The following is a 24,319-nucleotide window of genomic DNA, read 5'->3' on the forward strand; positions in this document are numbered from 1 at the left end:
ATAGCTTTAAAGCTAATATGGATAATTTTACTTGTTATTTTGGTCAAGTCAAGGATAAATACATAAAAAGGCAGCTGAATAACAAATTCAGCTGCCTAGAAAATATAATGGATTAGTTTGTTGCTTCTTTCAATGTGTTTATGTTTTCTTCCATTAAAGTAAAGTAATCTTTATTATTTTTTGCATCATCTTCAGAAATAGTAGCTAAGTGATTTAAGCGTAAAACTTTTGTACCAGTTTCTTTTTGAATTACGGATGCTACTTTTGGAGTAGAGAATGTTTCGAATAAAATATATTTTAGATTATGTTCTTTTACTGTTTTTGTAATGTCAGCAAGCTGCTTTTGAGATGGTTCATCAGAAGCTGAAATTCCAGCGATAGGAATTTGTTTTAGGCCGTATCGTTGTTCCCAGTAACCATAGGCAGCATGAGAAACTAAAATTTCTTTCGTTTTTGCGTTCGCTACAGCTGCCTTAAATCCATCGTCTAAATCAGTAAATTTAGTTTGAAGTGCTGCAAAGTTTTTTTCGAATTCTTGTTTATGTTCAGGTTGTAATTCTACAAGTGCATTTTTAATTTTTTCTGCCTGTTTCATTGCTAGAGTAGGATCTAACCAAACATGCGGGTCTTTATCGTGATGATGTTCATCTTCTTTATGGCCATCTCCATGATCATGATGCTCTTCTTCAGTAGAAGCACGAAGCTCAATACCTTTAGATGCATTTACAATTTTAACATTTTCTTTTTGTAATGTTTTTTCCATTTTTTCAGCAAATGGTTCTAATTCAGCGCCGTTATAAACAAATAAATCGGCTTTTGCAACTTGTACTGTTTGTTTTTGACTTGGTTCAAATGTATGTGAATCTGCACCAGGTGGGTAAATCGCTTCAACATTTACATAGTCGCCACCGATTTTCTTTGCGAAATCAGCAATTGGGAAAATCGTTGTATAAACTGTTAGCTTTCCATCTTTCTTGGCATTACTTTCTTTTTTATTTGAGCAGCCAGCGAAAATTAAGGTAAAAATAAGTAAGAATGAAAATATAGTCAATCTTTTAGGCATGAAGTTCTCCTCTTTTCTTTTTTACGGATATATTTTCCCCAATTATAGAAGAAAAATATCATTTTAATACAAAACGGAATAATTACGTTTTAGTTTGCGAACTTAGTATAATACATCTTTAATAAAGTTGCAATAAATAATAATCATTCCGATTTGTTTTTGTTATAAAGTTGTCAAATATAGGTGTATTATTTTTGCAAATGCATGCATATGTGACAACGCTGTTTTCATATATTGAAAAGGAGGTAAAGAGGGGGATGAGCGCTTGGGTTACTTAATGGAAGCTATTTTATTAATATTAGCGGTAGTATTGCCATTATCTTTCGTATTAATTTTTTTAAGAAGATTAATAAGTAATTTAGGGGACGCTACAACAATAACGAAATTACAAGAGAGAGATGAGAAGAAAGAGTGAGTAAAGCACTATGCGTACGCATAGTGTTTTACTTGTGGTAAAATAAGAGCAGGAAACTCCTAAAGGTTGTATTTTACTAAAGGAGAGAAAAGTAAAATAAGAGGTATATGCATATATGAATAAGCGAACAGCGTTAATACTTGGTGCAAGTGGTTTAGTTGGACAAGAGATAACGCGTCTATTACTTGGATCAGATTACTACGATTCGGTTACTATTTTTGTAAGAGAGCCAATGCAATTGCAACATGAGAAGTTACAGCAGAAACAAGTTGATTTTTCGGTATTAGAGGAATATAAAGAGTTCTTTGCTGTGGATGATGTTTTTAGTTGCTTAGGAACAACAATAAAAAAAGCAAAAACAAAAGCAAATTTTAAAAAAGTAGATTATGAATATACGTTACGAGCTGCGTGTTTAGCTGAAAAACAAGGGGTACAAAATTTCCTTGTCGTGTCTTCTATGGGAGCGAATCCTAAATCATTCTTCTTTTATTCACAAGTGAAAGGAAAAATGGAAGAAGAATTGCAAAAGTTAGTGATTGGTGGTATTCACATTTTTAGACCATCATTATTAGTAGGAAATCGACAAGAATTTCGTTTCGGCGAACGAATGGCTGAAAAGTTATCTCGTATTATTCCGTTTATCTTTAAAGGAGCTTTCAAAAAATATAAACCAATTTCAGCTAAAGATGTGGCGAAAGGGATGTATATAACCGCGCTGCGAGAAGAATCGGGTATCCATACTTATAATTCAAATGAAATTACAACGATAGAATAAATAAAACCGAGAAGAATGACTTCTCGGTTTTATTTATTCGTATGAATTTTTCCTGGTGCTCGCTTATATTGGTGAGGTTCTTGCAATTCAAAGCCAAGTTCATTGGCCGCTATTCTCGGAAAATACGGATTGCGAAGTAATTCACGTCCGATGAAAATTAAATCTGCTTCGTTATTATTTAAAATTTGCTCTGCTTGTACTCCGCTCGTAATCAATCCAACTGCACCAGTTGCAATGTTAGCATGCTCTTTAATATGTTTGGCATATTGTACTTGATAACCGGGATACACATCAATATGTGCTGGTACAACTGCGCCAGAACTACAATCGATTAAATCTATTCCCTGTTCTTTCATCCACTTTGTATACTGAACGTAATCTTGAACCGTTAGCCCGTCAGGATGATAATCATTTGCTGAAATACGAACGAATATTGGTCCGTCCCAAACTTCATTTATCGAGTCAATGATTTCGCGTAAGAAACGATAGCGGTTTTCAGGTGAACCACCATATTCATCAGTCCGCTTATTGGAAAGCGGAGAAAGAAATTCATTAATAAGATAACCGTGAGCACCGTGTATTTCAATAACATCAAATCCAGCTTGTTTTGATCGTACTGCAGCTTGCTGAAAAGCTAATACGGTATCTTTAATTTGGTGTTTGCTCATTTCTATTGGCATTTTCATTGTTTCATTAAATGGAATGGCTGAAGGAGCTAACGCATCTATTTCTAGTTCTGCTTTTCTTCCGGCGTGAGCGAGTTGAATGGCAGCTTTTGCACCATTATCATGTATAAAAGTAGTCGTTTTATGTAAGCCTTCAATTAAACTGTTATCCCAAATGCCTAAGTCTTTATTTGAAATTCGACCTTCAGGTAACACGGCTGTTGCTTCAATCATAACTAAACCAACTTGACCGGCAGCTCTTGTTCCATAATGAATGAGATGGAAATTCGTTACTTGGCCATCCCCGTTTTCCGATGAATACATGCACATAGGTGACATAACAATCCGGTTTTTTAATGTAACGTCCTTAATTGTATAAGGTGAAAAAAGTTCGGAATTCATCCAATAGCCTCCTAGATTGAATTTTCTTACATTGTATCATTCTCTTTTTTGTTTCTCTAATAAAACGCTTATACGAAAAATTTTGTATATTCGTGTTACAATGACTAATATGAACTGAATTGGAGGATGGCATATGTACCAGGCTTATTATGAAAGCGAAGTAGGTTTGCTTGAAATTACAGCGAATCAAGAAGGAATTACGTCTGTTATATTTGTTGATGAACGACAAGAAGAAAATAAAAATGAAATGATAGAACAATGTATAAATGAGTTAGATGAATATTTTAAAGGGAAAAGAAAAGAGTTTACGGTCCCGCTGTCTGCGGAGGGAACAGCATTTCAAAAAAATGTATGGGATGCACTTTATACTATTCCGTACGGCGTAAGTGCTTCATATTTAGATATTGCAGAGAAAGTTGGAAATACAAAAGCTGTACGGGCAATAGGAGGGGCAAATAGTCGGAATCCAATTTCAATAATTGTTCCATGTCACCGTGTAATAGGGAAGAGTGGAAAGCTTGTTGGATATGCTGGTGGTTTATGGAGGAAAGAGTGGTTATTAAAACACGAAGGTATTTTGAAATGACGTATGGATGGGAAGAGGGATTGTTTTGAAATGTATAAATTGTGGGCAACCTTGCGAGGAGGAACAGTTAAATTGTGCAAGTTGTCAGCGAAACTTGGATAATGAACAAGATGAAGGTAGCTCGTTAATAGATAAAGAACTAGAAGTATATGTAGGGAGACAATATCCGTATTACAAAAGGAAATGGGAGCTTGAGAATAAGCGGATTGCTAGGTGGAGCTGGAATGGTTGGGCTGCTATTTTCAATATAGGCTGGCTAGGATATCGTAAGTATTATGTACCAGCTGCTTTATTTATGTTGTTATTAGTAGCGTGTGATGCATTTTCGTATTATATGGGATTTAATGTAGCGTTGCCAATCATTAATATGGTGCCTCTTACGTTTTTATTACTCATTTTTATTCTGTTTGGAATGGGGATTTTTGCAAATGGATTGTACTATCAATTTGCGGAAAGACGTATATACCGAATAAAAGCAAGAGAAATAAAAGATAAATCAGTTGAAAACTATCTAATCAATGATAGCGGCGGAACGAGCAAAATGGGAGCGACAATCGTTACTATTTTAGCAGTTGCTAGCATATTTTTTAGTCATTTCTTTTTTCCGACTGATCGAGACGTTATTCAAAAGGTTCGTACAAGTTCGCTTTATGAATATCCTTTCTTTTCAATAGGTGAATCTTTCGAAAATTATTTTCAAAATTCAGGTTGGATATATTATCGTGGAACGGAAGGGTTAGAATTAGTAGAATTCCAAGGATATAACACCGGAACGCCAAGACAAAAGGTGAAGATTCAATTTGTTGTCGATTATAAATTAGGTGAAGTGGAACCATACTCACTTATGGTTAATGGTGAATCTAAAACTGAAGAAGAGTTTTTGAAGCTGATGGAAGAAATATTTAAAGTTCAAAATCCATTTGATATAGAGGATGGATTACAAGTAAATGCTATTCAAGAAAGCGGCTGGAAAGAAATTTCCGATCGCTTTTTTCTATGTTTGTTAAAATAAATATTTAAAATAATCAGAATCTTTTGTATAATAAAATATATTATATAGGATTTAACTTATACATATAGATTGGGGGAAGGAAGAATGAAGAGAAAGACAACAACAATTGCTGCACTTGCGTTAACGACGAGTGTATTGGTTGCAGGGTGTGGGAATGGTGAGAAGGCTTCGACAACGAAGAAAGAATCGAATAAGGGAATGGCAGATAAACAAGTTTTAAATTTGCTAGAAACAGCTGAAATTCCTTCAATGGATACGTCTAAATCAACGGATTCTGTATCTTTCCGTGTATTTGTAAATGCAATGGAAGGTTTATATCGTCTAGATAAAGATAATAAACCAACACCAGGTATGGCAAAAGATGTGAAGATTAGTGAAGATAAAAAGACATATACATTTGAATTACGTGATGCGAAATGGTCAAATGGTGATCCAGTTCGAGCACAAGATTTTGTATATGCATGGCAACGTACATTAGATAAAGCATTAGCGGCAGAATATGCATTCATTTTATTTGATGTGAAAAATGCACAGAAAGTAAATAAAGGAGAATTACCAGCAGATCAATTGGGTGTTAAAGCGAAGGATGATAAAACGTTAGTAGTAGAATTAGAGCAACCAGCACCTTATTTTCTTGAGCTTACGTCGTTCCCTACATTTTTCCCATTAAATGAAAAATATGTGAAAGAGCAAGGAGATAAATACGGATTAGAAGCAGATAAATTAGTATATAATGGACCATTTACAATGAGTCAATGGAAACATGAACAAAATTATCAGTTAAAGAAAAATCCTAATTATTGGGATAAAGATACTGTAAAGTTAGACGAAATTAATGTAAGTATTGTGAAGGAAACAAGCACGGGAGTAAATTTATATGATAGTGATCAAGCAGATCGAGTTATTTTAACTTCTGAATTTGTTGATAAATATAAAAAGAATAAGCCAGATGAATTTAAAACGAAGTTAGATCCACGCATATATTTCTTACGTTTTAACCAAAAAAATGCAACATTTAAAAACCAAAAAGTACGTGAAGCGATTGATTTAGCATACGATAAAAAAGGAATTGCTGATGTCATTTTAAATGACGGTTCATTGCCAGCATATTTCTTAGTACCTGAAAAATTCACGACAGGTCCGGATGGAAAAGATTTCCGCTCTGTAAATAAAAACTTCCGTGATAGTAAAGATAACGCAGAGAAAGCAAAAAAATTATGGGAAGAAGCGAAGAAAGAGCTTGGTCAAGATACAATTACGGTTGAATTACTAAACGATGATAACGGTAGCCGTAAAAAAGTAGGCGACTTTATTAAGGAAGAACTAGAGAAAAACTTGCCTGGTATTAAAGTGAATTTGAAACAGCAACCATACAAGCAGAAGCTAGATTTAGAAAAGAAATTCCAATATGAATTCTCATTATCTGCATGGAGCCCTGATTATCCGGATCCAATGACTTATATTGATATGTTTGTTACTGGAAGCTCATTTAATGAAATGGATTATTCTAATCCGAAGTATGATGATTTAGTAGCGAAATCAAAAGGAGAGCTATTAAAAGATGATAAAGCACGCTGGAATGCACTTGCGGAAGCTGAAAAAATCTTAATTGGTCAAGACGCAGCAATTTCTCCTACGTACCAACAAAGTACAGCTTATTTAGAGAAGCCATTTGTAAAAGGCATTGCTAACCATACGTTTGGCGGGGACTTCAGTTATAAATGGGCATATATTACAAAAAAATAGTATAATAAAAGATGAGTGAATTTTCGCTCATCTTTTATTTGTATAAGGAGGAATTATAGTTGTTAAGAGGAATCAATCATATTTGTTTTTCGGTATCTAATTTAGAAAACTCTATTATGTTTTATGAAAAAGTATTAGAAGGAGAATTATTAGTTAAAGGAAGAAAATTAGCTTATTTTAACATATGTGGAGTATGGATAGCGCTTAATGAAGAGACGCATATTCCGAGAAATGAGATTCATCAATCTTATACGCACATTGCATTTTCTGTTGAACAAGAAGACTTTAAATGTCTAATACAGCGATTAGAAGAAAATGATGTTCATATTTTACAAGGAAGAGAACGTGATTTAAGAGATTGCGAATCTATATACTTTGTTGATCCTGACGGTCATAAATTTGAGTTTCACTCAGGGACACTGCAAGACCGTTTAAATTATTATAGAGATGAGAAACCTCATATGACATTTTATTAGGGAGGGATAGCATTTGCATGCACTTGTAATTGGTGGAACAGGAATGCTAAAGAAAGTTTCTATGTGGCTTTGTGAGAAAGGATTTTATGTTTCTATTATCGGGCGAGATGAAGTGAAATTAGAAAATGTTAAGCGAATGAGTTCTGCACCAGAAAATATTACATGCCTTTCGTTAGATTATCATAATGATGAAGATGTAAAGCTAGCTATTAAAAGTACAATTAAGAAAAATGGCCCAATCACATTAGTTGTTGCATGGGTACACACAAGTGCAAAGCATGCACTATCAAATATTTGTAAAGAACTAGATTTGTCGTCTAAAACATATAGTTTATTTCATATTTTAGGTAGTAAAGCATCACGTATGCCTGCACAAAAAATAGGGAGTACGCGATGTATTTATCATAGAATTATTTTAGGCTTTATTTTAGAAGATACATATGGAAGATGGCTTACTCATGAAGAGATAGCTGATGGAATTATAAAAGGGATTGAAAGTAAACGAGCGGAGTGGATTGTAGGGAGAGTTGAACCGTGGGAATTACGACCAACATGGTGAGGGGGAGTAAGAAATGAAAACAACTATATATGTAACAAGGCATGGTGAAACAGAGTGGAATGTAGCGAAGCGAATGCAGGGACGGAAAAATTCTGCTTTAACTGAAAATGGTATAGTTCAGGCGAAACAATTAGGGAATCGAATGAAAGATTTACCAATCCATGCGATCTATAGTAGTCCGAGCGAAAGAACACTTCATACGGCAGAGTTAATAAAGGGGGAACGTGATATACCCATTATAGCGGATGAGCATTTCTATGAAATCAACATGGGTATATGGGAAGGACAAACAATCGCGGATATAGAAAAGCAATTTCCAGAAGAAGTACATCTGTTTTGGAATGAGCCACATCTTTTTCAGTCAACATCAGGCGAAAATTTTGAGGCTGTTTATGAAAGAGTAATTGAAGGGATGCAGCTTCTTTTAGAGAAGCATAAAGGACAAAACATATTGATTGTTTCTCATGCGGCAGCAGCAAAATTACTTGTAGGGCATTTCGCGGGAATTGAAATAGAAAATGTGTGGGATGATCCATTTATGCATAGTGCCAGTTTGAGCATAATAGAATTTGAAGAGGGTATCGGTAAAGTGAAACAATTTGCAGATATAAGTCACTTTCAATAAATGTAAAAAAGGCCGCAAAACGGCCTTTTTTTGGTGGTATAAAAACTAGCAGTTACGTTTTTTATACCAGAAGTGATCGAATTTCTTATTTTTGCAAGATGGGAATTTATGTCCGCCTTTGCAATCATTCCATTTGTGTCCGCTATCGTGACAGTCTTTACCATGATCACATGAATCATCGCAAGAGTGACCGTGTCTGTTAGGGAAGAATTCGCATTTTTTACAGAAACTTCGTTTTGTCCAGAAAAATTTCTTTTCAAAGCGTATGCATTTTGTAATGAATGTACAATGTTTTCTGCGAGTACGTTTCGTAACTAATACGCATTCTTTTCTACGCGTTACTTTCGTAACGAACGTCCATTTTTGAACACGTACACGAGTACATTTCGTAACAAATGTCCATTTTTTCACATGCGTACATTTTGTAACGAACGTACAATGTTTCACGCGAGTACATCTTGTTCTTGGACATTTACCCCCAGTTGTACATTTACATCCAGTTGTACAATGATGATGAGTGAATTTATCATCATCGCATTCAAAAGTACTTGGATCTTGGTGTAAGAAATCCTCCATCCCAGCACTTTTGATTTCTTCGACAGCTTTTCTAATATCACGTTTCATAGAAATCCTCCTTATCATGTATTAAAGTGAAAAGGTATTCTTTTTCCTTAACATGATATGTATGTAGGCATCTTTCTGAACAGGACAAGAGTGTAATTTTATATAAATAGATGATTGCGGATGTATGGACAAGAAAAGGCGCATACATTGAAGGAAGAGAACTGAGAAGGGATGAGAAAACATGCTGCCTTCATATGATTTTTTTGTTCATCCAATGTACTTAGTGGAATTGAAAAAGGACATTTGGTCAGATAGTCCAGTGCCAGCAAAATTAACTTATGGAAAAAAGAAGTATGATATTGATATCGTATACCGAGGAGCTCATATTCGCGAATTTGAGAAAAAGTCTTATCATGTTATGTTTTATAAGCCTAAAAAATTTCAAGGTGCGAAAGAGTTTCATTTGAATTCGGAGTTTATGGATCCGTCTCTCATACGAAATAAATTATCTTTAGATTTTTTTCATGATATTGGTGTACTTTCGCCAAAATCACAACATGTATTTATAAAAATTAATGGTCAAATTCAAGGTGTGTACTTACAGTTAGAATCGGTTGATGAAAATTTTTTGAAAAATAGAGGATTACCGAGTGGTTCTATTTATTATGCGATAGATGATGATGCGAATTTTTCATTAATGAGTGAACGAGATAAAGATGTTAAGACAGAGCTCTTTGCGGGTTATGAATTTAAATATTCGAATAAAAATAGTGAAGAACAACTGAGTGAATTTGTATTTCAAGCGAATACTTTGACGAGGGAAGCCTATGAAAAAGAAATTGGGAAGTTTCTACATGTAGATAAATATTTACGATGGTTAGCAGGAGTTATTTTTACGCAAAACTTTGATGGTTTTGTTCATAACTATGCACTATATCATAACGATGAAACAAATTTATTTGAAGTTATACCGTGGGATTATGATGCGACTTGGGGGCGAGATGTACAAGGGAGACCGCTTAATCATGAATATATTCGTATTCAAGGTTATAATACGTTGAGTGCAAGATTGCTAGACATACCTGTATTTAGAAAGCAGTATCGAAGTATTTTAGAAGAAATATTAGAAGATCAATTTACAGTTTCGTTTATGAGGCCGAAAGTAGAAGGGTTGTGTGAATTGATTCGTCCATATTTACTACAAGATCCATACATGAAAGAAAAATTAGAAACATTTGATCAAGAGGCTGATATGATTTATGAATATATAAATAAAAGAAGAAAGTATATACAAGACCACTTACATGAATTGGATTAATTTTGAAAGAGATTGAGACGTTATCAATCTCTTTTTTTTTGTATAATAAAGATGTATCAATAAAAATGAAGTAATATATTTGATAGAGAATGGGGATGCGGATATATGACGATTAAATGGATTGATTGGGTAAAACAAATACAATCTATAGCTCAAGCGGGTTTAACGTATTCTAAGGATGTGTATGATATTGAGCGTTTCCAGCAATTACGAGATATTTCTATTTCAATGATGTCACATTACACGAAAACAGATTGGGAAGTCGTAGAGAAATTATTTGCAAGTGAGACAGGCTATCAAACACCTAAAGTTGATATAAGAGCGGTTGTTTTTCAAAATGAAAAGTTATTATTTGTGAAAGAAAAAAGCGATGGGAAATGGGCATTGCCAGGTGGATGGGCTGATGTCGGTTATACGCCAACCGAAGTTGCAGCAAAAGAAGTTTTCGAAGAGACTGGTTATGAGGTAGATCATTTTAAGTTACTAGCTATATTTGATAAAGAAAAACATCAACCATCTCCATCGGCGACGCATGTATATAAGATTTTCATTGGATGTGAGATTATTGGTGGAGAAAAGAAAACTAGCATTGAAACAGAAGAGGTGGAGTTTTTTGGTGAAAATGAATTGCCTAATTTATCAATTGCTAGAAATACAGAAGACCAAATTAAAGAGATGTTTGCCTACATGAAAGACCCGCAGAAAGAGAAATTAATAGATTAATCCTGCTTGAATTGTACATATTGTTAAAATGAAGATATTGGCAGATTGCAGCCTTTATGTAATAATGGGATGGTATGTGAAGAAAAAAGGAGATAAAAAAGAACATGTTAGCAAACATAATAGATCAGTTATTGCAATTTTTTGCAAGCTTAGGTTACTTTGGAGTAGCTCTTGCTTTAATGATTGAAGTAATCCCGAGTGAAATTGTACTTTCGTATGCTGGCTTTTTAGTAGCGAATGGTAAAATTAGTTTTGTGGGTGCAGTTATCGCCGGAACGATTGGTGGTACTTTAGCGCAAATCTTTTTATACTGGCTTGGATACTACGGAGGGCGTCCGGTTGTAGAGAAATATGGGAAATATCTACTTATTAATAAACATCATTTAGACATAGCGGAAGGTTGGTTTAAGCGTTATGGAGCAGGCGTAATATTTTCTGCGCGCTTTATCCCAGTAGTACGTCATGCAATCTCTATTCCAGCAGGACTAGCTAAGATGCCATTAAAACTATTTACACTTTATACGGTTGTAGCGATCATTCCATGGTCAATTCTATTTATATACTTAGGTGAAAAACTTGGTGGGAATTGGCGACAAATTAAAGAGTATGCATCTGATTACACACATTACATAATTATAGGAGCTGTTCTTTTTATTGCTCTATACTTTGGTTTAAAGTATTTCAAAAAGAAAAAAGCAGCGCGTTAAAGTCAATGATAATTCATTGGCTTTTTTTGTTTGTTTCAGTTCTAAAGAAAAGGAGTTGTCCATAATGTGTAATAATAAAGCGTAGCGGAGGAATGTGATGAAAGGGTCACCGTTTATACGTGGAACGATATTTTTAACGATGGCAACGATGATATCAAAAATGTTAGGGTTTATATATGTTATACCATTTACAGCGATGGTCGGTACGAGTGGTTACGTTCTATACACATACGCATATCGTCCTTATACCATCATGCTCAGCATAGCAACAATGGGATTACCGCTAGCTGTTTCAAAGATGGTATCAAAATATGATCAACTGAATGATTATCATACGGTTAAGAGAGTGTTGAAAAGTGGAATCGTGTTTATGTTTATAATGGGAGTCATTTCGTGTTTTACGTTATATATGCTAGCTCCGCATTTAGCTAAACTTGTCATCGATGGGAATGATCAAACGGGGAATAGTGTAGGAGCGGTTACTACTAATATTCGAATTGTAAGTTTTGCGTTAATACTTGTGCCAGTAATGAGTTTATTAAGGGGCTTCTTTCAAGGATTCCAATCGATGGGGCCTTCTGCATTAAGTGTAGTTGTAGAGCAATTTTTTCGGGTTTTAACCATTTTAATAGGAAGCTTTGTCGTTTTATATGTTTTAAAAGCTTCTGTTTCGCTAGCAGTTGGTATTTCAACGTTTGGTGCCTTTATGGGAGCTGTAGGTGGATTAACTGTTTTAAGTGCGTATTATATGAGAAGGAGAAGGCACTTAAAGAAAAAAGAAATGGCAAGTATACCACAAACAACGAAATCTTTTTTCTCGCTTTATAAGGAGCTCTTTACATATTCTATTCCTTTTGTTGTAGTGGGCTTAGCAATTCCGTTGTATCAGACGATTGATACATTTACAATTAATAAACTACTTATACAGATAGGGTATATGCAAGGCGAAGCGGAAAAAATTAATGCGATAATTGGTCTTGTTCAAATGGTTGTGCTTATCCCGGTATCCGTTGCGACAGCTTTTAGTATGTCTCTCGTACCAGAGATGACGAAAGCTTATACAGCAGGAAATACGAAGCTATTGTACAAACATTTTACGAGAACAAATGTATTAGTAGTAGCGATTACGGTACCGGCGGCAATTGGAATGATGGTGTTAGCCAAGCCTGTATATACCCTTTTATTTGGTGCTGGAAATGATCCAGAGATGGGGAGAATCATTTTACAGTATTATGCTCCTGCTTGCATACTATTTTCTCTTTTTACAGTAACGGCTGCTATGCTACAAGGAATCAATCAACAGCAGAAGACGGTGCTAGGACTAGTGATTGGAATTATTGTGAAGATAGTTTTAAATATTGTATTGCTTCCGTATTTCGATTATGTAAGTTTTATCATTTCAACATACGCGGGCTATACGATTTCAGTCGGGTTTAACTTGTGGATGCTTTCTAAATATGTTATAAAGGCAACATAAGCTTTTAAGGCAGAGAGCACTCTGTCTTTTTCTATGTTTATCCCGCTCTAACGGGCAGTAAGATCCTCATCTCAAAATTTAGCGAAAGAAAAGAAGTTTAGTTGGGGGCGGGCAGCCCGTAAAAGCCCGATTGGTGAGGGTTGAAAATCAGTGGGGGGATGAAGCCCCCACTGATTAAAGTTTCACTTTATAATATTTTTCTTATAAAAACGTTTTCAAAATAATTTTTCTATTGAAATTTAAACGTATGTTTCATATGCTGAGAATGGCGGTTTAAAAACTGTGATTTAAGAGAGGTAGATTCCTACATGTAAAAAGAATCGGGGTGATAGTATGTTAAATATATATTTAACAGACCGAAACGGAAAACTACAAGAGATTGAGGAAATGCAAAAGGGGTGCTGGATTAATGTACTTCATCCAACAGAAGAAGAAATTCAATATCTAGTACAAACTTTAAATGTAGACTTAGATTTCATTAAAGACCCTTTGGATGATGAAGAACGCTCTCGTATTGAAAAGGAAGACAATAATACTTTAATTATCGTCGATATTCCGACAGTTAGACATGACGAAGAAGGAAATTCGATTTATGACACGATTCCAATAGGTATGATTGTGATGCCGGATTGTTTTGTTACAATCTGCTTAGAAGAGAATCCAATTTTTGAACGTTTTATTAATCAACGTATTAAAGAATTTTATACGTTTAAGAAGACGCGCTTTGCACTTCAGCTCTTATATACGATTTCTACTTATTATTTAAGATACTTAAAGCAAATAAATCGAAAAACAATTGATTTAGAGCATCAATTAAATCAGTCAATGAAAAATAAAGAGATTTTCACATTGTTAGGCCTTGAGAAAAGTTTAGTATACTTTACAACGTCATTAAAGGCTAATAAAATTGTAATTCAAAAGTTAATGCGTAATAGTACATTTTTAAAAATGTATGAAGACGATCAAGATTTATTAGAAGATGTATTAATTGAAAATAAACAGGCTATTGAAATGGCGGAAATATATAGTCACATTTTAAGTGGAATGATGAATACTTTTAGCTCCGTTATATCAAATAATTTAAATAGTGTTATGAAACTGTTAACGTCAATTACGATCATTTTATCTTTACCGACGATGGTTTCTAGTTTCTTTGGAATGAACGTAAAGGTTCCGTTTGAAGGGGAAGCCCACGGTTTTGTAATTGTACTCATCATATGTGTAACACTATCTTTCACGTTAGCTTTTGTTTTTTGGAAGAAACGTTACTTTTAACGATAAGAAAGCTGCTCTAGCATAGTTATACAACTACGCTAGAGCAGCTTTTTTGCTATGAAATCTCAAATTTTGAATAGAATATAACTTGTACAATGTAATGTATATAAAGGGTATGTATTCCATATAAGCCTTGTTCAATTAATGAAATGGGGTTAAAATTACATATTGTTAATGAAAAGTTGGAGGAAATACATCATGGAATTGTTTCAATTACCGAAAGCATTCCTGCAAATGAATACAATTTTTATCTCCATATTGATCGAAGCACTTCCTTTCGTGCTCATTGGTGTATTTATTTCAGGATTCATTCAAATGTTCGTGACAGAAGATATGGTGGCAAAATGGATGCCGAAGAACCGATTTCTGTCTGTTTTATTAGCTACTTTTTTAGGTATGTTGTTTCCGGGCTGTGAATGTGGAATTGTTCCGATTGTAAGACGATTAATTGGAAAAGGTGTTCCACCATACGCAGGGATTGCATTTATGTTAACTGGACCTATTATTAATCCAGTTGTATTATTTGCTACTTATGTTGCCTTTGGGAGTAGTATGCACATGGTATGGTATCGTTCTATTGTAGCGATTATCGTAGCCATTATCGTTGGAATTATATTATCCTTTATGTTTAAAGAACATCAATTAAGAGATGATCACTTCCCAGAAGTGAATAATAAGCGTCCACTGCGTAAAAAAATGTGGGATGTATGTACACACGCTGTTGAGGAGTTCTTCTCAATGGGAAAATATTTAGTACTAGGTGCGTTAATTGCAGCAGCGGTACAAACGTTTGTACAAACTTCAACACTTCTTGCTATTGGACAAGGTCCGTTTTCTTCATCAGCTGTTATGATGGGACTTGCTTACATTTTATCACTTTGTTCAGAGGCAGATGCATTTATCGCTTCTTCGTTCCAAAGTACGTTTTCAACAGCTTCACTTGTCGCGTTCCTCGTTTACGGACCGATGGTGGATATTAAAAATATGTTTATGATGCTTGCGACATTTAAAACGAAATTTGTAATTGTTGTTATAGTTACAGTTACTCTTGTTGTTTATGCAAGCTCACTACTCATTTATGCGATGGGGTGGTAGGTTATGTTTCGAGCATATATATTATTAGGTTTTACAATATTAATTGCGCAACTTCATATTTCCGGTAACATTACGAAGTATATCAATATGAAGTATGCCTATTTATCAACAACAGCAGCAATTATTTTAGGTTTCTTAACGATTGTACAAATTATCGTCGTTTTCCAAAAAGAGCACCAAAAGGAAAAAGAGAGAAATGATTGCAGTTGTGACCATAGCCATTGCGGGCATGATCATTCAAAAGATGAGAATACATGGTGGAAAAAAGCATTTTCGTACTCATTGTTTTGTTTTCCAATTATCTCAGGATTATTTTTCCCAATTGCGACGCTAGATTCGGATATTGTTAAAGCGAAAGGATTTCACTTTCCTGTTGCACAAGCAGAAAGTAAGGATCCATTTATGACAAGACAATTTCTAAGACCTGATACGAGCATTTATTACGGGAAAGAAGGATACCGCGGTGTAATGGAAAAAGGGAAGAAAGAGTTTGTTACGAAAGATAATATTAATTTGAAAGATGAAGACTTCCTAAAGGGTATGGAAACAATTTATAATTATCCTGGCGAGTTTACTGGGAAAAAATTATCTTTTAAAGGGTTTGTTTTTAGAGATGATTCTTCTAAAAAAGAACAATACTTCTTATTCCGTTTCGGTATTATACATTGCGTAGCAGATTCTGGTGTGTATGGTATGTTAGTGAAAAAGCCAGAAGGCGTAGAGTGGAATAATGATGACTGGATTCAAGTAGAAGGAGAGATAACTACTGAGTTTTATCAGCCGTTTCATGCGAATATTCCTGTATTAGAAGTAACAAAATGGAATAAAGTTGAACAGCCGAAAGAACAATATGTATTTAGAGGAGCCGATTGATAAAATCGGTTCTTTTTTGTGGACTAAAAGTTCTGAATGTTGTTAATATTAAACGTGTAGTTCATTTAGTATAGTGATTATTGAAATATTAGGGATAGTTCATTAAAGGGGTGATAACAATGACAGAAGTAAAGGGGAAAACAGCCAATGAGTCAAGGGTGTTCAAAACGAGCCGAGTATTCCCAACAGATTTAAATGATCATAACACGCTATTTGGTGGGAAGATATTAGCGGAGATGGATATGGTTGCTTCTATTTCAGCATCCAGACATTCAAGAAAGGAATGTGTCACAGCATCTATGGACTGGGTCGATTTCTTACATCCTGTTCGTTCTTCAGATTGTGTTAGTTATGAATCTTTCGTAATTTGGACAGGAAGAACTTCGATGGAAGTGTTTGTGAAGGTAGTGGCTGAAGATTTAATTTCAGGTGAGAAGCGTATAGCGGCAACGTCATTCGTTACTTTTGTGGCACTTAGTAAGGAAAATAATCCAGTTCCAGTACCGCGTGTTATCCCTGAAACAGAAGAAGAGAAAGAATTACATCGTATTGCTGTGTTACGTGCAGAACAGCGTCATATACGTAAGGCAGAGAGTAAGAAAGTAGCCACATTGTTAACCTTTTGAGATGAATATTTAGCCATTTAAGTTACTATAGCAGTCAGAAATGGTTTTAAAATGAAAAGCGGACACCTAAAAATAGGTGTCCGCTTTTATAGTTTTTTCATCCACATATCATATGACAGTAGCTACTTAGCAGAAGCAAGCAGCACCGACGATGATTAAGAGGATAAATAATACGACTAATAGCGCAAATCCATTACCATGTGCGAAGCCCATTGTTATTTCCTCCTTTTATTTTAAGATACAACATACAATATGCAAATGAGCTATTGTTTGATATGGACATATATCATGCAATGACATATTTTCTTGAATGATAATGTAATAAAAAAGGGAAGATATAGAAATAACAGTAAGTGGAGAAAGGAATTTATCCATGAAGCACTTTTTCGCTATAATCCTTTGTTTAATAGGTGTATTCATTTGGATGAACATCGATGTGGAAATGGGGAAGGAAATGGCTAGTGAATATGAATTAGGACAAGTTCGATTAGGTGAATTTCAACTATATACGAACGGTGAAGAGTTATATAGAAAATTATTTGACGATATAAACGATGCAGAAAAGTATATATATATCCATTTTTATATTGTAGGAAAAGACGAAATAAGCCAAGAGTTTTTACAGTTATTAGAGAAAAAAGCATCTAGCGGAGTAGAAGTGAAATTGTCAGTCGATCGGGTAGGCGGATATAAGCTGAAGAAAAAGGTAATTAGCCGATTAAAAGAAAACGGTGTGAAGTTTACATTTAGTAAAAAACCGAAACTGAAAAATATGTTCTATTCTTTGCATCAACGAAATCATAGACGTATTGTTACGATAGATGGAAAGGTATCATACGTCGGTGGCTTTAATATCGGAAAGGAGTACCTTGGACAAAATCCAAAGTTTGGGCCATGGCGTGATTATCACGTGCGCATCCATGGTGAGGGTGCAGCGGATATGGAAAGAAAGTTTGCCGAAGATTGGAAAGAAGATACAGGAGAAAAAATGCCTATACATGAAAGTATACCTACATTAGGGAATATAAAATATCAATATTTATTTTCAGATGGAAAAGGTTTATGGGAAAAATATGGAGCACTATTAAAGCAGGCTAAAAAATCTTTAATTATTGCTACACCATATTTTGTACCAAGTAAAGAAATGGTGAAAGAGTTAAAAGCTGCATTAAATCGTGGTGTTAATGTAAAAATTCTCGTGCCATTTAAAAGTGATGCCATATTGTTAAAACAAGCTGCCTATCCATATTTGAAAGATATGTTACATGCTGGAGCGGAGATTTATCAATATCGAAATGGATTTTTTCATGGGAAAGTAACAATCATAGATGGAGAAATTGTTGATATTGGGACAGCGAATTTTGATAATAGAAGTTTTTATTTAAATTGCGAGTCTAACTGTATCATATATGATAAAACAGTTGTTGATGAAGTATGGAGTCGATTACAGGTAGACTTTCATAAATCAAAACGATTTTCTGAAGAAGATTTTGAGGAAATTAGTAGATGGGATTGGTTTTTAGCAAGAATAGCGAATGTTTTAGCATCATATTTATAGTATATGGACAAAAGAGAAGGGAGGCGCTTTAATGGACTGTATGAAAGAATTAATGAGATATAGTTATATGCTAATATACAAGGTTGGAGAGTATGCTGGAAAGGTCAGAGACGAAGAATTAAAAAATCTATTACAGCACCATTTACCATATATGTTACAAGCATATAATGAACAAGTAAATTTTCAAGAAGGAGAGAATGTGCAGCATATAACCTGTGAAACAACGGAGTTTGATTTGCATGAAATGGAAAAGGAAACAGTTAGTAAATATACAGGGGATATTCATATTGCAATCAGTTATATTGCGCACTTGAAACGATTAGCTTTAAAGTTTGCTCAAGTTGCAGTGGAAGTTGCTAATCCAGAGTTTCGCTCATTTTTGGAAAATTGTTTCCTGAAAATGAACCGTTACGCTTATAGTGTGTGGCAATATGTTATGAAGAAGGAATATAAGATTACACATCTATATGAAAATGAAAAGTTTGCATGAGAAACTAAGGCGAAATGGTATGCGCCTTAGTTTTTTTACGTCCATTGAGAGAAAAAACTAGTTTTATTGTGTATCGATTGGAAATGAAATAAAATCAGGTTTTGTTATCAGAAAATTTACAAAAATTTACCGTATATTTACTGTTTTTCAATCTCTCCTTTAAAAATAGAGAGTAATATGAGGTTGTACATATTCTATCACAAGGAGGAAACGCAAATGAATAAATGGGTTAAATCATTAACTGCTATGGCACTTGCAAGTTCTTTATTAATGGTAGGTTGTAGTAAAGGTGAGGACAAGAAGAAAGAAGACGACACAACAACACAACAAGAGGATAAAAAGGATAAAGAAACAAGCGGAACCGAGAAGTCTACTGATTCTAAAGAAAAGAAATAAAGTAATAATAAAGCTTCCTCTCATATATGAGGAAGCTTTTTTGTTGTAAATTTATTGAGATTATTGAAAAATAGAAAGAGAATGAAAGAGGGGGAAAACAAATGAAAGTATGTATATTGGGAGCAACAGGACGAGTAGGTTCAAACATAATTAATTTAGCATTAAAGGATTCAGCTGAAGTGAATGCATTAGCGCGTGATTTAAATAGAATAGAAATACAACATGAAAGGCTACGAGTGATAGAAGGTAATGTATTGAACGAAAATGATATAAAGAAAGTGATAGAAGGAAGCGATATAGTAATTAGTGCACTTGGAACGGATCAAAATGGAACATTAGGGAAGAGTATGCCACAAATCATTAAGCAAATGGAAGAAGAAGGGGTTCGTAGAATCATAACAATAGGAACAGCTGGTATTTTACAAGCAAGAACAAATCTAAATTTATATCGTTTTCAATCAACGGAATCAAAAAGGAAAACGACAACGGCAGCGGAAGATCATTTGGCTGCATATAAAGTACTAAGTAATAGTAATAATTTATGTTGGACAGTTGTTTGTCCGACACATTTAATAGATGGTGAGGCGACAGAGGTATATCGAACTGAAAAAGATATATTGCCAGAGGGTGGATCAAAAATTACAGTGGGTGATACAGCACACTTTGCATGGGATCTATGTAAGAAAAACATATATGAAAATAGTCGAGTAGGTATTGCATATTAAAAAACCATCCCGAAGTCGGGATGGTTAAAAGATGATATAACACAAGAAGATGATAATCATAATGATTTGGAGAATTGCTTTCGCTACTGTACTGCTTAAAAAACCAACTACAGTAGCGACTCCAACTAGAAAGGCATCTTTTGGCGCTTTTTTATGCACTAGTTCTGTTATAAATACTGATAAGAACGGTATGATAATAAGTCCGAATGGCGGGAAGAAGAACGATCCGACAATGATAGAAATCATTCCGACACGTTCGCCCCATTTAGAACTACCGTATTTTTTTAAGAAATATCCATTTGCAATAAAATCAGCAACGAAAATGAAAAGAGTGAAAATGACTTGAATAATCCAAAAAGAAGTTGTTAATTCGCCTCCATTTATACCGAAATGGTAAATCAAATATCCAGCCCAGACAGCTAGTATGCCAGGGATAATTGGATAAATGAAGGCGAGAAATGAAACAATGAAACAGGCAATGATACAAATTGTTAATAAAACAGTCACTTTATAGCTCCTTTTTAATATCTAGTTTATGTACAGCAACTTTTTTGACTTGATGTCCATCAAGTTCTAATACTTTAAATTGAAAACCAGCATATTCAATGGAGTAGCCAGCTTCAATATTTAAGTCAACTGCTTGAGAAAGAAGCCATCCTCCGATTGTATCTAAATCACTATCATCAATATGTAGGCCAAACATATCATTTACTTCAGAAATAAGCACCTTTCCATCTAAAACAGTAAGCTTAGGTGTACGCTTTTCAATCATAGGTGATTCATCCGCATCGAATTCATCTTGAATTTCTCCAATGATTTCTTCAAGAATATCTTCCATCGTTAAAAGTCCAGCAGTACCACCATATTCATCCATAACGATTGCCATCTGAACGCGATTTTTTTGAAGGTGGACTAATGTTTTACGAATTGGAACTGTTTCAAATACAGTTAGAACAGGATGTATATAAGATTCAAGTGGTTTATAAATACCTTTCGTTTGATCATGGAATACTTCTTTCGTATTGATCATCCCAATGATATCATCTTTATCTTTTTCGATAATTGGATAGCGTGTATATTTTTCAGTAGCGACGATATCCATATTTTCTTCTAACGTATTTTCAGTAGATAAGCAAATCATTTCGGTACGAGGAACCATAATTTCTTTTGCAACTCGATCATCAAATTCAAAAATGTTATTTACATATTTATATTCGGTTTGGTTTATTTCACCGCTTTTAAAACTTTCACCTAAAATGAGTCGCAATTCCTCTTCAGAATGAGCAAGTTCACTTTCTTTCGCAGGTTCTAATCCGAGTAATTTTGTGAAAAATATAGCTGTACTATTGAGTAGCCAAATGAATGGGTACATAATTTTATCAAATAAAATAAGCGGTCTTGCAAATTTGAGTGTGATCGCTTCTGCTTTTTGAATTGCGAAAGACTTTGGAACTAATTCACCTAATACAACGTGGAAAAATGTAATAACACTAAAAGCAATAACAAAAGATAAAGTGTTAGCCATTGTTCCAGTAATATTAATTTTTTCAAAGAGCGGTCGTAGTATATGCTCCACAGTTGGTTCACCAAGCCAACCAAGCCCTAAAGAAGTGATTGTAATTCCGAGCTGACAAGCTGATAAATAAACATCTAAATTAGATAGGACGCTTCTTGCAGCTAAAGCTTGTTTATTACCTTCATTTGCAAGTTGGTCAATTCGACTTTTTCGTACTTTTACAACAGCGAATTCTGATGCAACGAAAAAGCCAGAAATAAGAATAAGTACAAAGATGAGAAAAATATTTAATATGTCCAAGCGTGTTCTCCATTCCAAGGTTTGGAATAAAGATGTCACCTCCTGCAATTATGTTATACTTTTATAATAAATCCAAATGAAAAGAATAGTCAAAGGAAAAGGGTAAATATTGGTATGTTTCTGTAATAGTTTTTGAATTTGCTGTTATTTTGTCCGCTATACAAAAGGAATAACCCCCTACTTTTAGATTATAGAGGGTTATTTTAAATTAAGGTTTTGGAACACTTCTCGTTAAAGTGTATGACTGTTGCTTGGAGTAGTTTGTGGTCCATAGTGTTTGAAGGAAAGAAAGTATGCTATATGGGATATAGAGTAGTAATAAGCCGATTGTAACAATTATGGGTGAATTTCCGCCAAATTGAACGATAAATTGTAACAGTCCATTTGCATGAAAAACGCATTCCATAAAAACGAATGAAAGAATAATGGAACCTAAAATTGATTTATGATTCGAAGTAAGCGCCAAAAACAATGTATCCACAAGAAAAGAATCATGTTTTATTTCATATTCATTTGTGTTTTTTAAGAAAGGAATCCATTTTTTTACTGCTTGCATAACGATAATCATGGAAGTACTACATACGATGATAAATGATGAGTAGTAAGGAAGGTTTATAAATTGTGCGATGTATAGAAGTAGTAATAAGACTGAACATTGTAATACTACAGTGCAAAAAGAGTAAGGTATCCATTTCAATACAGTAGTAAACTTTTTAAACGAGTTAGGTACTTTGAAAAATAAATGGCCGATACCCAAACTTATGAAAAATCCGATCGCAAGGGTAAAAGTAAAACGAACAATCGATATAAAATATATTTCCCATATGTAAGGGAATAATGGTGTTGAATGATTAGAAGTATGTATCATTTGGTTTGCTGAGAAAAAGATAGATTCATGCATCCAATCAACCTTTGGAATTGATATAGAAGAAAGCTGTGCGAAGTTTTGAAAAATGCTAATAAATCCATTTTGATAAGAATAATTGTGTGTAATAAAAAGAGCTGGAATAGGACTTATGGCAAAAATAACAATAATACCAATTATAAATTTACATATATGTGAGCGTAATAAGGACATATAACCACCTACTCTTAGAATATTCAGAAAATTCTTATTCTTATTTTAGCTTTTTTTGAAAGAAGTTACAATATATTTTTCATTCAGTAATTCAGAGAGAAGATTTGATAGCAAAAATATGCAAGTGAAGGATTCATGAATAAATTATGACAAGAAAATGAATAATTTTCAGAAAAATAAAATAAATTATTTATTTTTTTCTGAAAATATAATATAGTTATGGCACAGAAAGTATTTTAACATAAGGAGGCTATTTATGAGGATTAAAGGGAATTACGTACCGAAAAGGGAAGTTTTACTGTGCTCAAGTTCGATTACGATAGGGGAAGCGTTAGAGCATTTAAATAAAACGGGGTATCGTTGTGTACCAGTTTTAGATGAAAAAAAAGAGAAATTTTTAGGGAATATATATAAAGTAGATATTTTAGAATATAAAGGATCACTTGATGAGAGTGTAATACAATTATTAAACGATAAAGAAGGATTTGTGAGAGAAGATTCATCTTTCTTTAAAGTATTTTTTACAATAAAAAAATTGCCTTATTTATCAGTAGTTGACGAAAAAGGGGTTTTCCTTGGAATTTTAACGCATAAAAAAGTTTTTGAGTTATTAGAGGATGCATGGGGTGTTCACTCTAGTAAATACTCTGTCATGATTGGAACGCAAGACTATAATGGAGCAATCCAAAAGTTATCGACAGTTTTAAAGAAATACACTGGTATTCAAAGTTTGATGACTTTTGATAATGATGCCTTATTAGTTCGTAGAATTATGTTTACATTAGGAGAAGAGTTTAACGACGGTGAATTAGAGACATTATTGAAAGATTTAGAAGATCACGGATTTAGAGTTGTGTATGTGGAAGAGATGAAAAATCCACGTGAAGTTGAAACGATAGAGTAACATACAAAAGCCATCTAAATTATATTAGATGGCTTTTGTATGTTACGGGTATAAAGTTATTTGAAAATAACGATTGAATAATAGGTGAGATTATAACAATATTTGTGTAAGAGAATAAAAAATGTAGATAATTTCGATTTTCAAAAAAATCAATTTGAAAATATGTTTTTATTTTGCAACTAAATATGTTACTATATGTGTGATAAAAACAAAGAGGTCTGACAACTATACTCCACGTAATAACACTCTAATGATTTAAAAATTCAAAAAAATCAAAAATTAAAATAATAATTATATTAATGATTAGAGTAAAAATAAGGGGAATGGAGAAATTATGGAGAAAGACACTGCTTTGTAAGGGGCATATTTT

General features: G+C 33.9%; 28 protein-coding genes. 21 read left to right on the forward strand and 7 right to left on the reverse strand.

Annotation, left to right across the window (positions count from 1 at the left end):
• Positions 1-112: 112 nt before the first annotated feature.
• Positions 113-1,063 carry a metal ABC transporter substrate-binding protein gene (locus tag NST86_RS09915; protein ID WP_016117645.1) on the reverse strand — a complete coding sequence of 317 codons (951 nt, stop codon included), beginning with the start codon at positions 1,061-1,063 and terminating at the stop codon, positions 113-115.
• 265 nt (positions 1,064-1,328) lie between these two features.
• Here NST86_RS09915 and NST86_RS09920 point away from each other — a divergent pair, with 265 nt between their 5' ends.
• Together NST86_RS09920 and NST86_RS09925 are read left to right on the forward strand one after the other, a co-directional pair.
• The gene (locus NST86_RS09920; protein ID WP_000540932.1) at positions 1,329-1,478 is read left to right on the forward strand and encodes a hypothetical protein; all 150 of its coding nucleotides are present in this window, start codon (positions 1,329-1,331) and stop codon (positions 1,476-1,478) included.
• A gap of 115 nt (positions 1,479-1,593) precedes the next feature.
• Entirely contained in the window at positions 1,594-2,253 is a 660-nt protein-coding gene (locus NST86_RS09925) for an oxidoreductase (protein ID WP_001042740.1), read from the forward strand.
• Between the two features lie 29 nt (positions 2,254-2,282).
• Here the strand turns inward: NST86_RS09925 and namA are convergent, their stop codons facing one another.
• A complete protein-coding gene (gene namA, locus NST86_RS09930; RefSeq protein ID WP_227593124.1) occupies positions 2,283-3,320 on the reverse strand; it encodes an NADPH dehydrogenase NamA in 1,038 nt (345 codons plus the stop codon).
• A 133-nt stretch (positions 3,321-3,453) separates the two neighbouring features.
• On the opposite strand from namA, the gene NST86_RS09935 reads away from it, so the two are divergent.
• The 6 genes from NST86_RS09935 (at position 3,454) to NST86_RS09960 (ending at position 8,324) form a co-directional block, all read left to right on the forward strand.
• Positions 3,454-3,906 (forward strand): methylated-DNA--[protein]-cysteine S-methyltransferase, encoded by a 453-nt coding sequence (locus NST86_RS09935; RefSeq protein WP_000283913.1) that lies wholly within the window; start codon positions 3,454-3,456, stop codon positions 3,904-3,906.
• A 7-nt stretch (positions 3,907-3,913) separates the two neighbouring features.
• The gene (locus NST86_RS09940) at positions 3,914-4,918 is read left to right on the forward strand and encodes a DUF2628 domain-containing protein (protein WP_074625995.1); all 1,005 of its coding nucleotides are present in this window, start codon (positions 3,914-3,916) and stop codon (positions 4,916-4,918) included.
• An 84-nt stretch (positions 4,919-5,002) separates the two neighbouring features.
• Positions 5,003-6,664, forward strand: a complete 1,662-nt coding sequence (locus NST86_RS09945) for a peptide ABC transporter substrate-binding protein (protein WP_000824278.1) — start codon at positions 5,003-5,005, stop codon at positions 6,662-6,664.
• Between the two features lie 59 nt (positions 6,665-6,723).
• Entirely contained in the window at positions 6,724-7,140 is a 417-nt protein-coding gene (fosB, locus tag NST86_RS09950) for a FosBx1 family fosfomycin resistance bacillithiol transferase (protein ID WP_086424331.1), read from the forward strand.
• 13 nt (positions 7,141-7,153) lie between these two features.
• Positions 7,154-7,699 carry a short-chain dehydrogenase gene (locus NST86_RS09955; RefSeq protein ID WP_016117649.1) on the forward strand — a complete coding sequence of 182 codons (546 nt, stop codon included), beginning with the start codon at positions 7,154-7,156 and terminating at the stop codon, positions 7,697-7,699.
• A gap of 13 nt (positions 7,700-7,712) precedes the next feature.
• Positions 7,713-8,324 (forward strand): phosphoserine phosphatase 1, encoded by a 612-nt coding sequence (locus NST86_RS09960; RefSeq protein WP_000858827.1) that lies wholly within the window; start codon positions 7,713-7,715, stop codon positions 8,322-8,324.
• A 45-nt stretch (positions 8,325-8,369) separates the two neighbouring features.
• Here NST86_RS09960 and exsB read toward each other — a convergent pair whose 3' ends face one another.
• A complete protein-coding gene (exsB, locus tag NST86_RS09965) occupies positions 8,370-8,948 on the reverse strand; it encodes an exosporium protein ExsB (protein ID WP_000817498.1) in 579 nt (192 codons plus the stop codon).
• Positions 8,949-9,129: 181 nt separating this feature from the next.
• On the opposite strand from exsB, the gene cotH reads away from it, so the two are divergent.
• From cotH to NST86_RS10005, 8 genes are all read left to right on the forward strand, one after another.
• Positions 9,130-10,206 carry a spore coat protein CotH gene (gene cotH, locus NST86_RS09970; protein ID WP_000937999.1) on the forward strand — a complete coding sequence of 359 codons (1,077 nt, stop codon included), beginning with the start codon at positions 9,130-9,132 and terminating at the stop codon, positions 10,204-10,206.
• 105 nt (positions 10,207-10,311) lie between these two features.
• Complete coding sequence (locus NST86_RS09975) at positions 10,312-10,929, forward strand: NUDIX hydrolase N-terminal domain-containing protein (RefSeq protein ID WP_000153584.1); 618 nt, start codon at positions 10,312-10,314, stop codon at positions 10,927-10,929.
• 104 nt (positions 10,930-11,033) lie between these two features.
• Positions 11,034-11,636 (forward strand): DedA family protein, encoded by a 603-nt coding sequence (locus tag NST86_RS09980; RefSeq protein WP_000880691.1) that lies wholly within the window; start codon positions 11,034-11,036, stop codon positions 11,634-11,636.
• Positions 11,637-11,733: 97 nt separating this feature from the next.
• On the forward strand, positions 11,734-13,113 hold the full coding sequence (locus NST86_RS09985) for a putative polysaccharide biosynthesis protein (protein WP_000678847.1): 1,380 nt from the start codon (positions 11,734-11,736) through the stop codon (positions 13,111-13,113).
• Between the two features lie 333 nt (positions 13,114-13,446).
• Positions 13,447-14,388, forward strand: coding sequence for a magnesium transporter CorA family protein (locus tag NST86_RS09990; protein WP_000932389.1), 942 nt, complete (start codon positions 13,447-13,449; stop codon positions 14,386-14,388).
• Positions 14,389-14,586: 198 nt separating this feature from the next.
• On the forward strand, positions 14,587-15,483 hold the full coding sequence (locus NST86_RS09995; protein ID WP_000418716.1) for a permease: 897 nt from the start codon (positions 14,587-14,589) through the stop codon (positions 15,481-15,483).
• Between the two features lie 3 nt (positions 15,484-15,486).
• Positions 15,487-16,356 carry a TIGR03943 family putative permease subunit gene (locus NST86_RS10000; RefSeq protein WP_000488060.1) on the forward strand — a complete coding sequence of 290 codons (870 nt, stop codon included), beginning with the start codon at positions 15,487-15,489 and terminating at the stop codon, positions 16,354-16,356.
• A gap of 119 nt (positions 16,357-16,475) precedes the next feature.
• Positions 16,476-16,982, forward strand: coding sequence for an acyl-CoA thioesterase (locus tag NST86_RS10005; RefSeq protein WP_000141164.1), 507 nt, complete (start codon positions 16,476-16,478; stop codon positions 16,980-16,982).
• Positions 16,983-17,108: 126 nt separating this feature from the next.
• Here the strand turns inward: NST86_RS10005 and NST86_RS10010 are convergent, their stop codons facing one another.
• On the reverse strand, positions 17,109-17,195 hold the full coding sequence (locus NST86_RS10010; protein WP_000505094.1) for a YjcZ family sporulation protein: 87 nt from the start codon (positions 17,193-17,195) through the stop codon (positions 17,109-17,111).
• A gap of 160 nt (positions 17,196-17,355) precedes the next feature.
• Here NST86_RS10010 and cls point away from each other — a divergent pair, with 160 nt between their 5' ends.
• The 4 genes from cls to NST86_RS10030 all read left to right on the forward strand — a co-directional run bounded on the left by cls (position 17,356) and on the right by NST86_RS10030 (position 20,151).
• Complete coding sequence (cls, locus tag NST86_RS10015) at positions 17,356-18,540, forward strand: cardiolipin synthase (RefSeq protein WP_227593123.1); 1,185 nt, start codon at positions 17,356-17,358, stop codon at positions 18,538-18,540.
• A 31-nt stretch (positions 18,541-18,571) separates the two neighbouring features.
• Positions 18,572-19,030, forward strand: coding sequence for a spore coat protein (locus tag NST86_RS10020; protein WP_000340540.1), 459 nt, complete (start codon positions 18,572-18,574; stop codon positions 19,028-19,030).
• A gap of 216 nt (positions 19,031-19,246) precedes the next feature.
• Positions 19,247-19,426, forward strand: coding sequence for a hypothetical protein (locus tag NST86_RS10025; protein WP_001045960.1), 180 nt, complete (start codon positions 19,247-19,249; stop codon positions 19,424-19,426).
• A gap of 101 nt (positions 19,427-19,527) precedes the next feature.
• Positions 19,528-20,151, forward strand: a complete 624-nt coding sequence (locus tag NST86_RS10030; RefSeq protein ID WP_000861639.1) for an NAD(P)-dependent oxidoreductase — start codon at positions 19,528-19,530, stop codon at positions 20,149-20,151.
• Between the two features lie 24 nt (positions 20,152-20,175).
• On the opposite strand, the gene NST86_RS10035 is transcribed toward NST86_RS10030, so the two are convergent.
• The 3 genes from NST86_RS10035 to NST86_RS10045 all read right to left on the reverse strand — a co-directional run bounded on the left by NST86_RS10035 (position 20,176) and on the right by NST86_RS10045 (position 23,045).
• Positions 20,176-20,658, reverse strand: a complete 483-nt coding sequence (locus NST86_RS10035) for a DUF456 domain-containing protein (protein WP_000217334.1) — start codon at positions 20,656-20,658, stop codon at positions 20,176-20,178.
• A 1-nt stretch (position 20,659) separates the two neighbouring features.
• Positions 20,660-21,967 carry a hemolysin family protein gene (locus tag NST86_RS10040; protein WP_000353738.1) on the reverse strand — a complete coding sequence of 436 codons (1,308 nt, stop codon included), beginning with the start codon at positions 21,965-21,967 and terminating at the stop codon, positions 20,660-20,662.
• Between the two features lie 208 nt (positions 21,968-22,175).
• The gene (locus NST86_RS10045) at positions 22,176-23,045 is read right to left on the reverse strand and encodes a hypothetical protein (RefSeq protein ID WP_000055260.1); all 870 of its coding nucleotides are present in this window, start codon (positions 23,043-23,045) and stop codon (positions 22,176-22,178) included.
• 256 nt (positions 23,046-23,301) lie between these two features.
• On the opposite strand from NST86_RS10045, the gene cbpA reads away from it, so the two are divergent.
• Positions 23,302-23,949 carry a cyclic di-AMP binding protein CbpA gene (gene cbpA / locus NST86_RS10050; protein ID WP_001220526.1) on the forward strand — a complete coding sequence of 216 codons (648 nt, stop codon included), beginning with the start codon at positions 23,302-23,304 and terminating at the stop codon, positions 23,947-23,949.
• Positions 23,950-24,319 lie beyond the last annotated feature (370 nt).

Origin of the sequence: Bacillus sp. FSL L8-0199 (assembly GCF_038005705.1) — a bacterium.
Taxonomy (GTDB): Bacteria; Bacillota; Bacilli; order Bacillales; family Bacillaceae_G; genus Bacillus_A; species Bacillus_A cereus.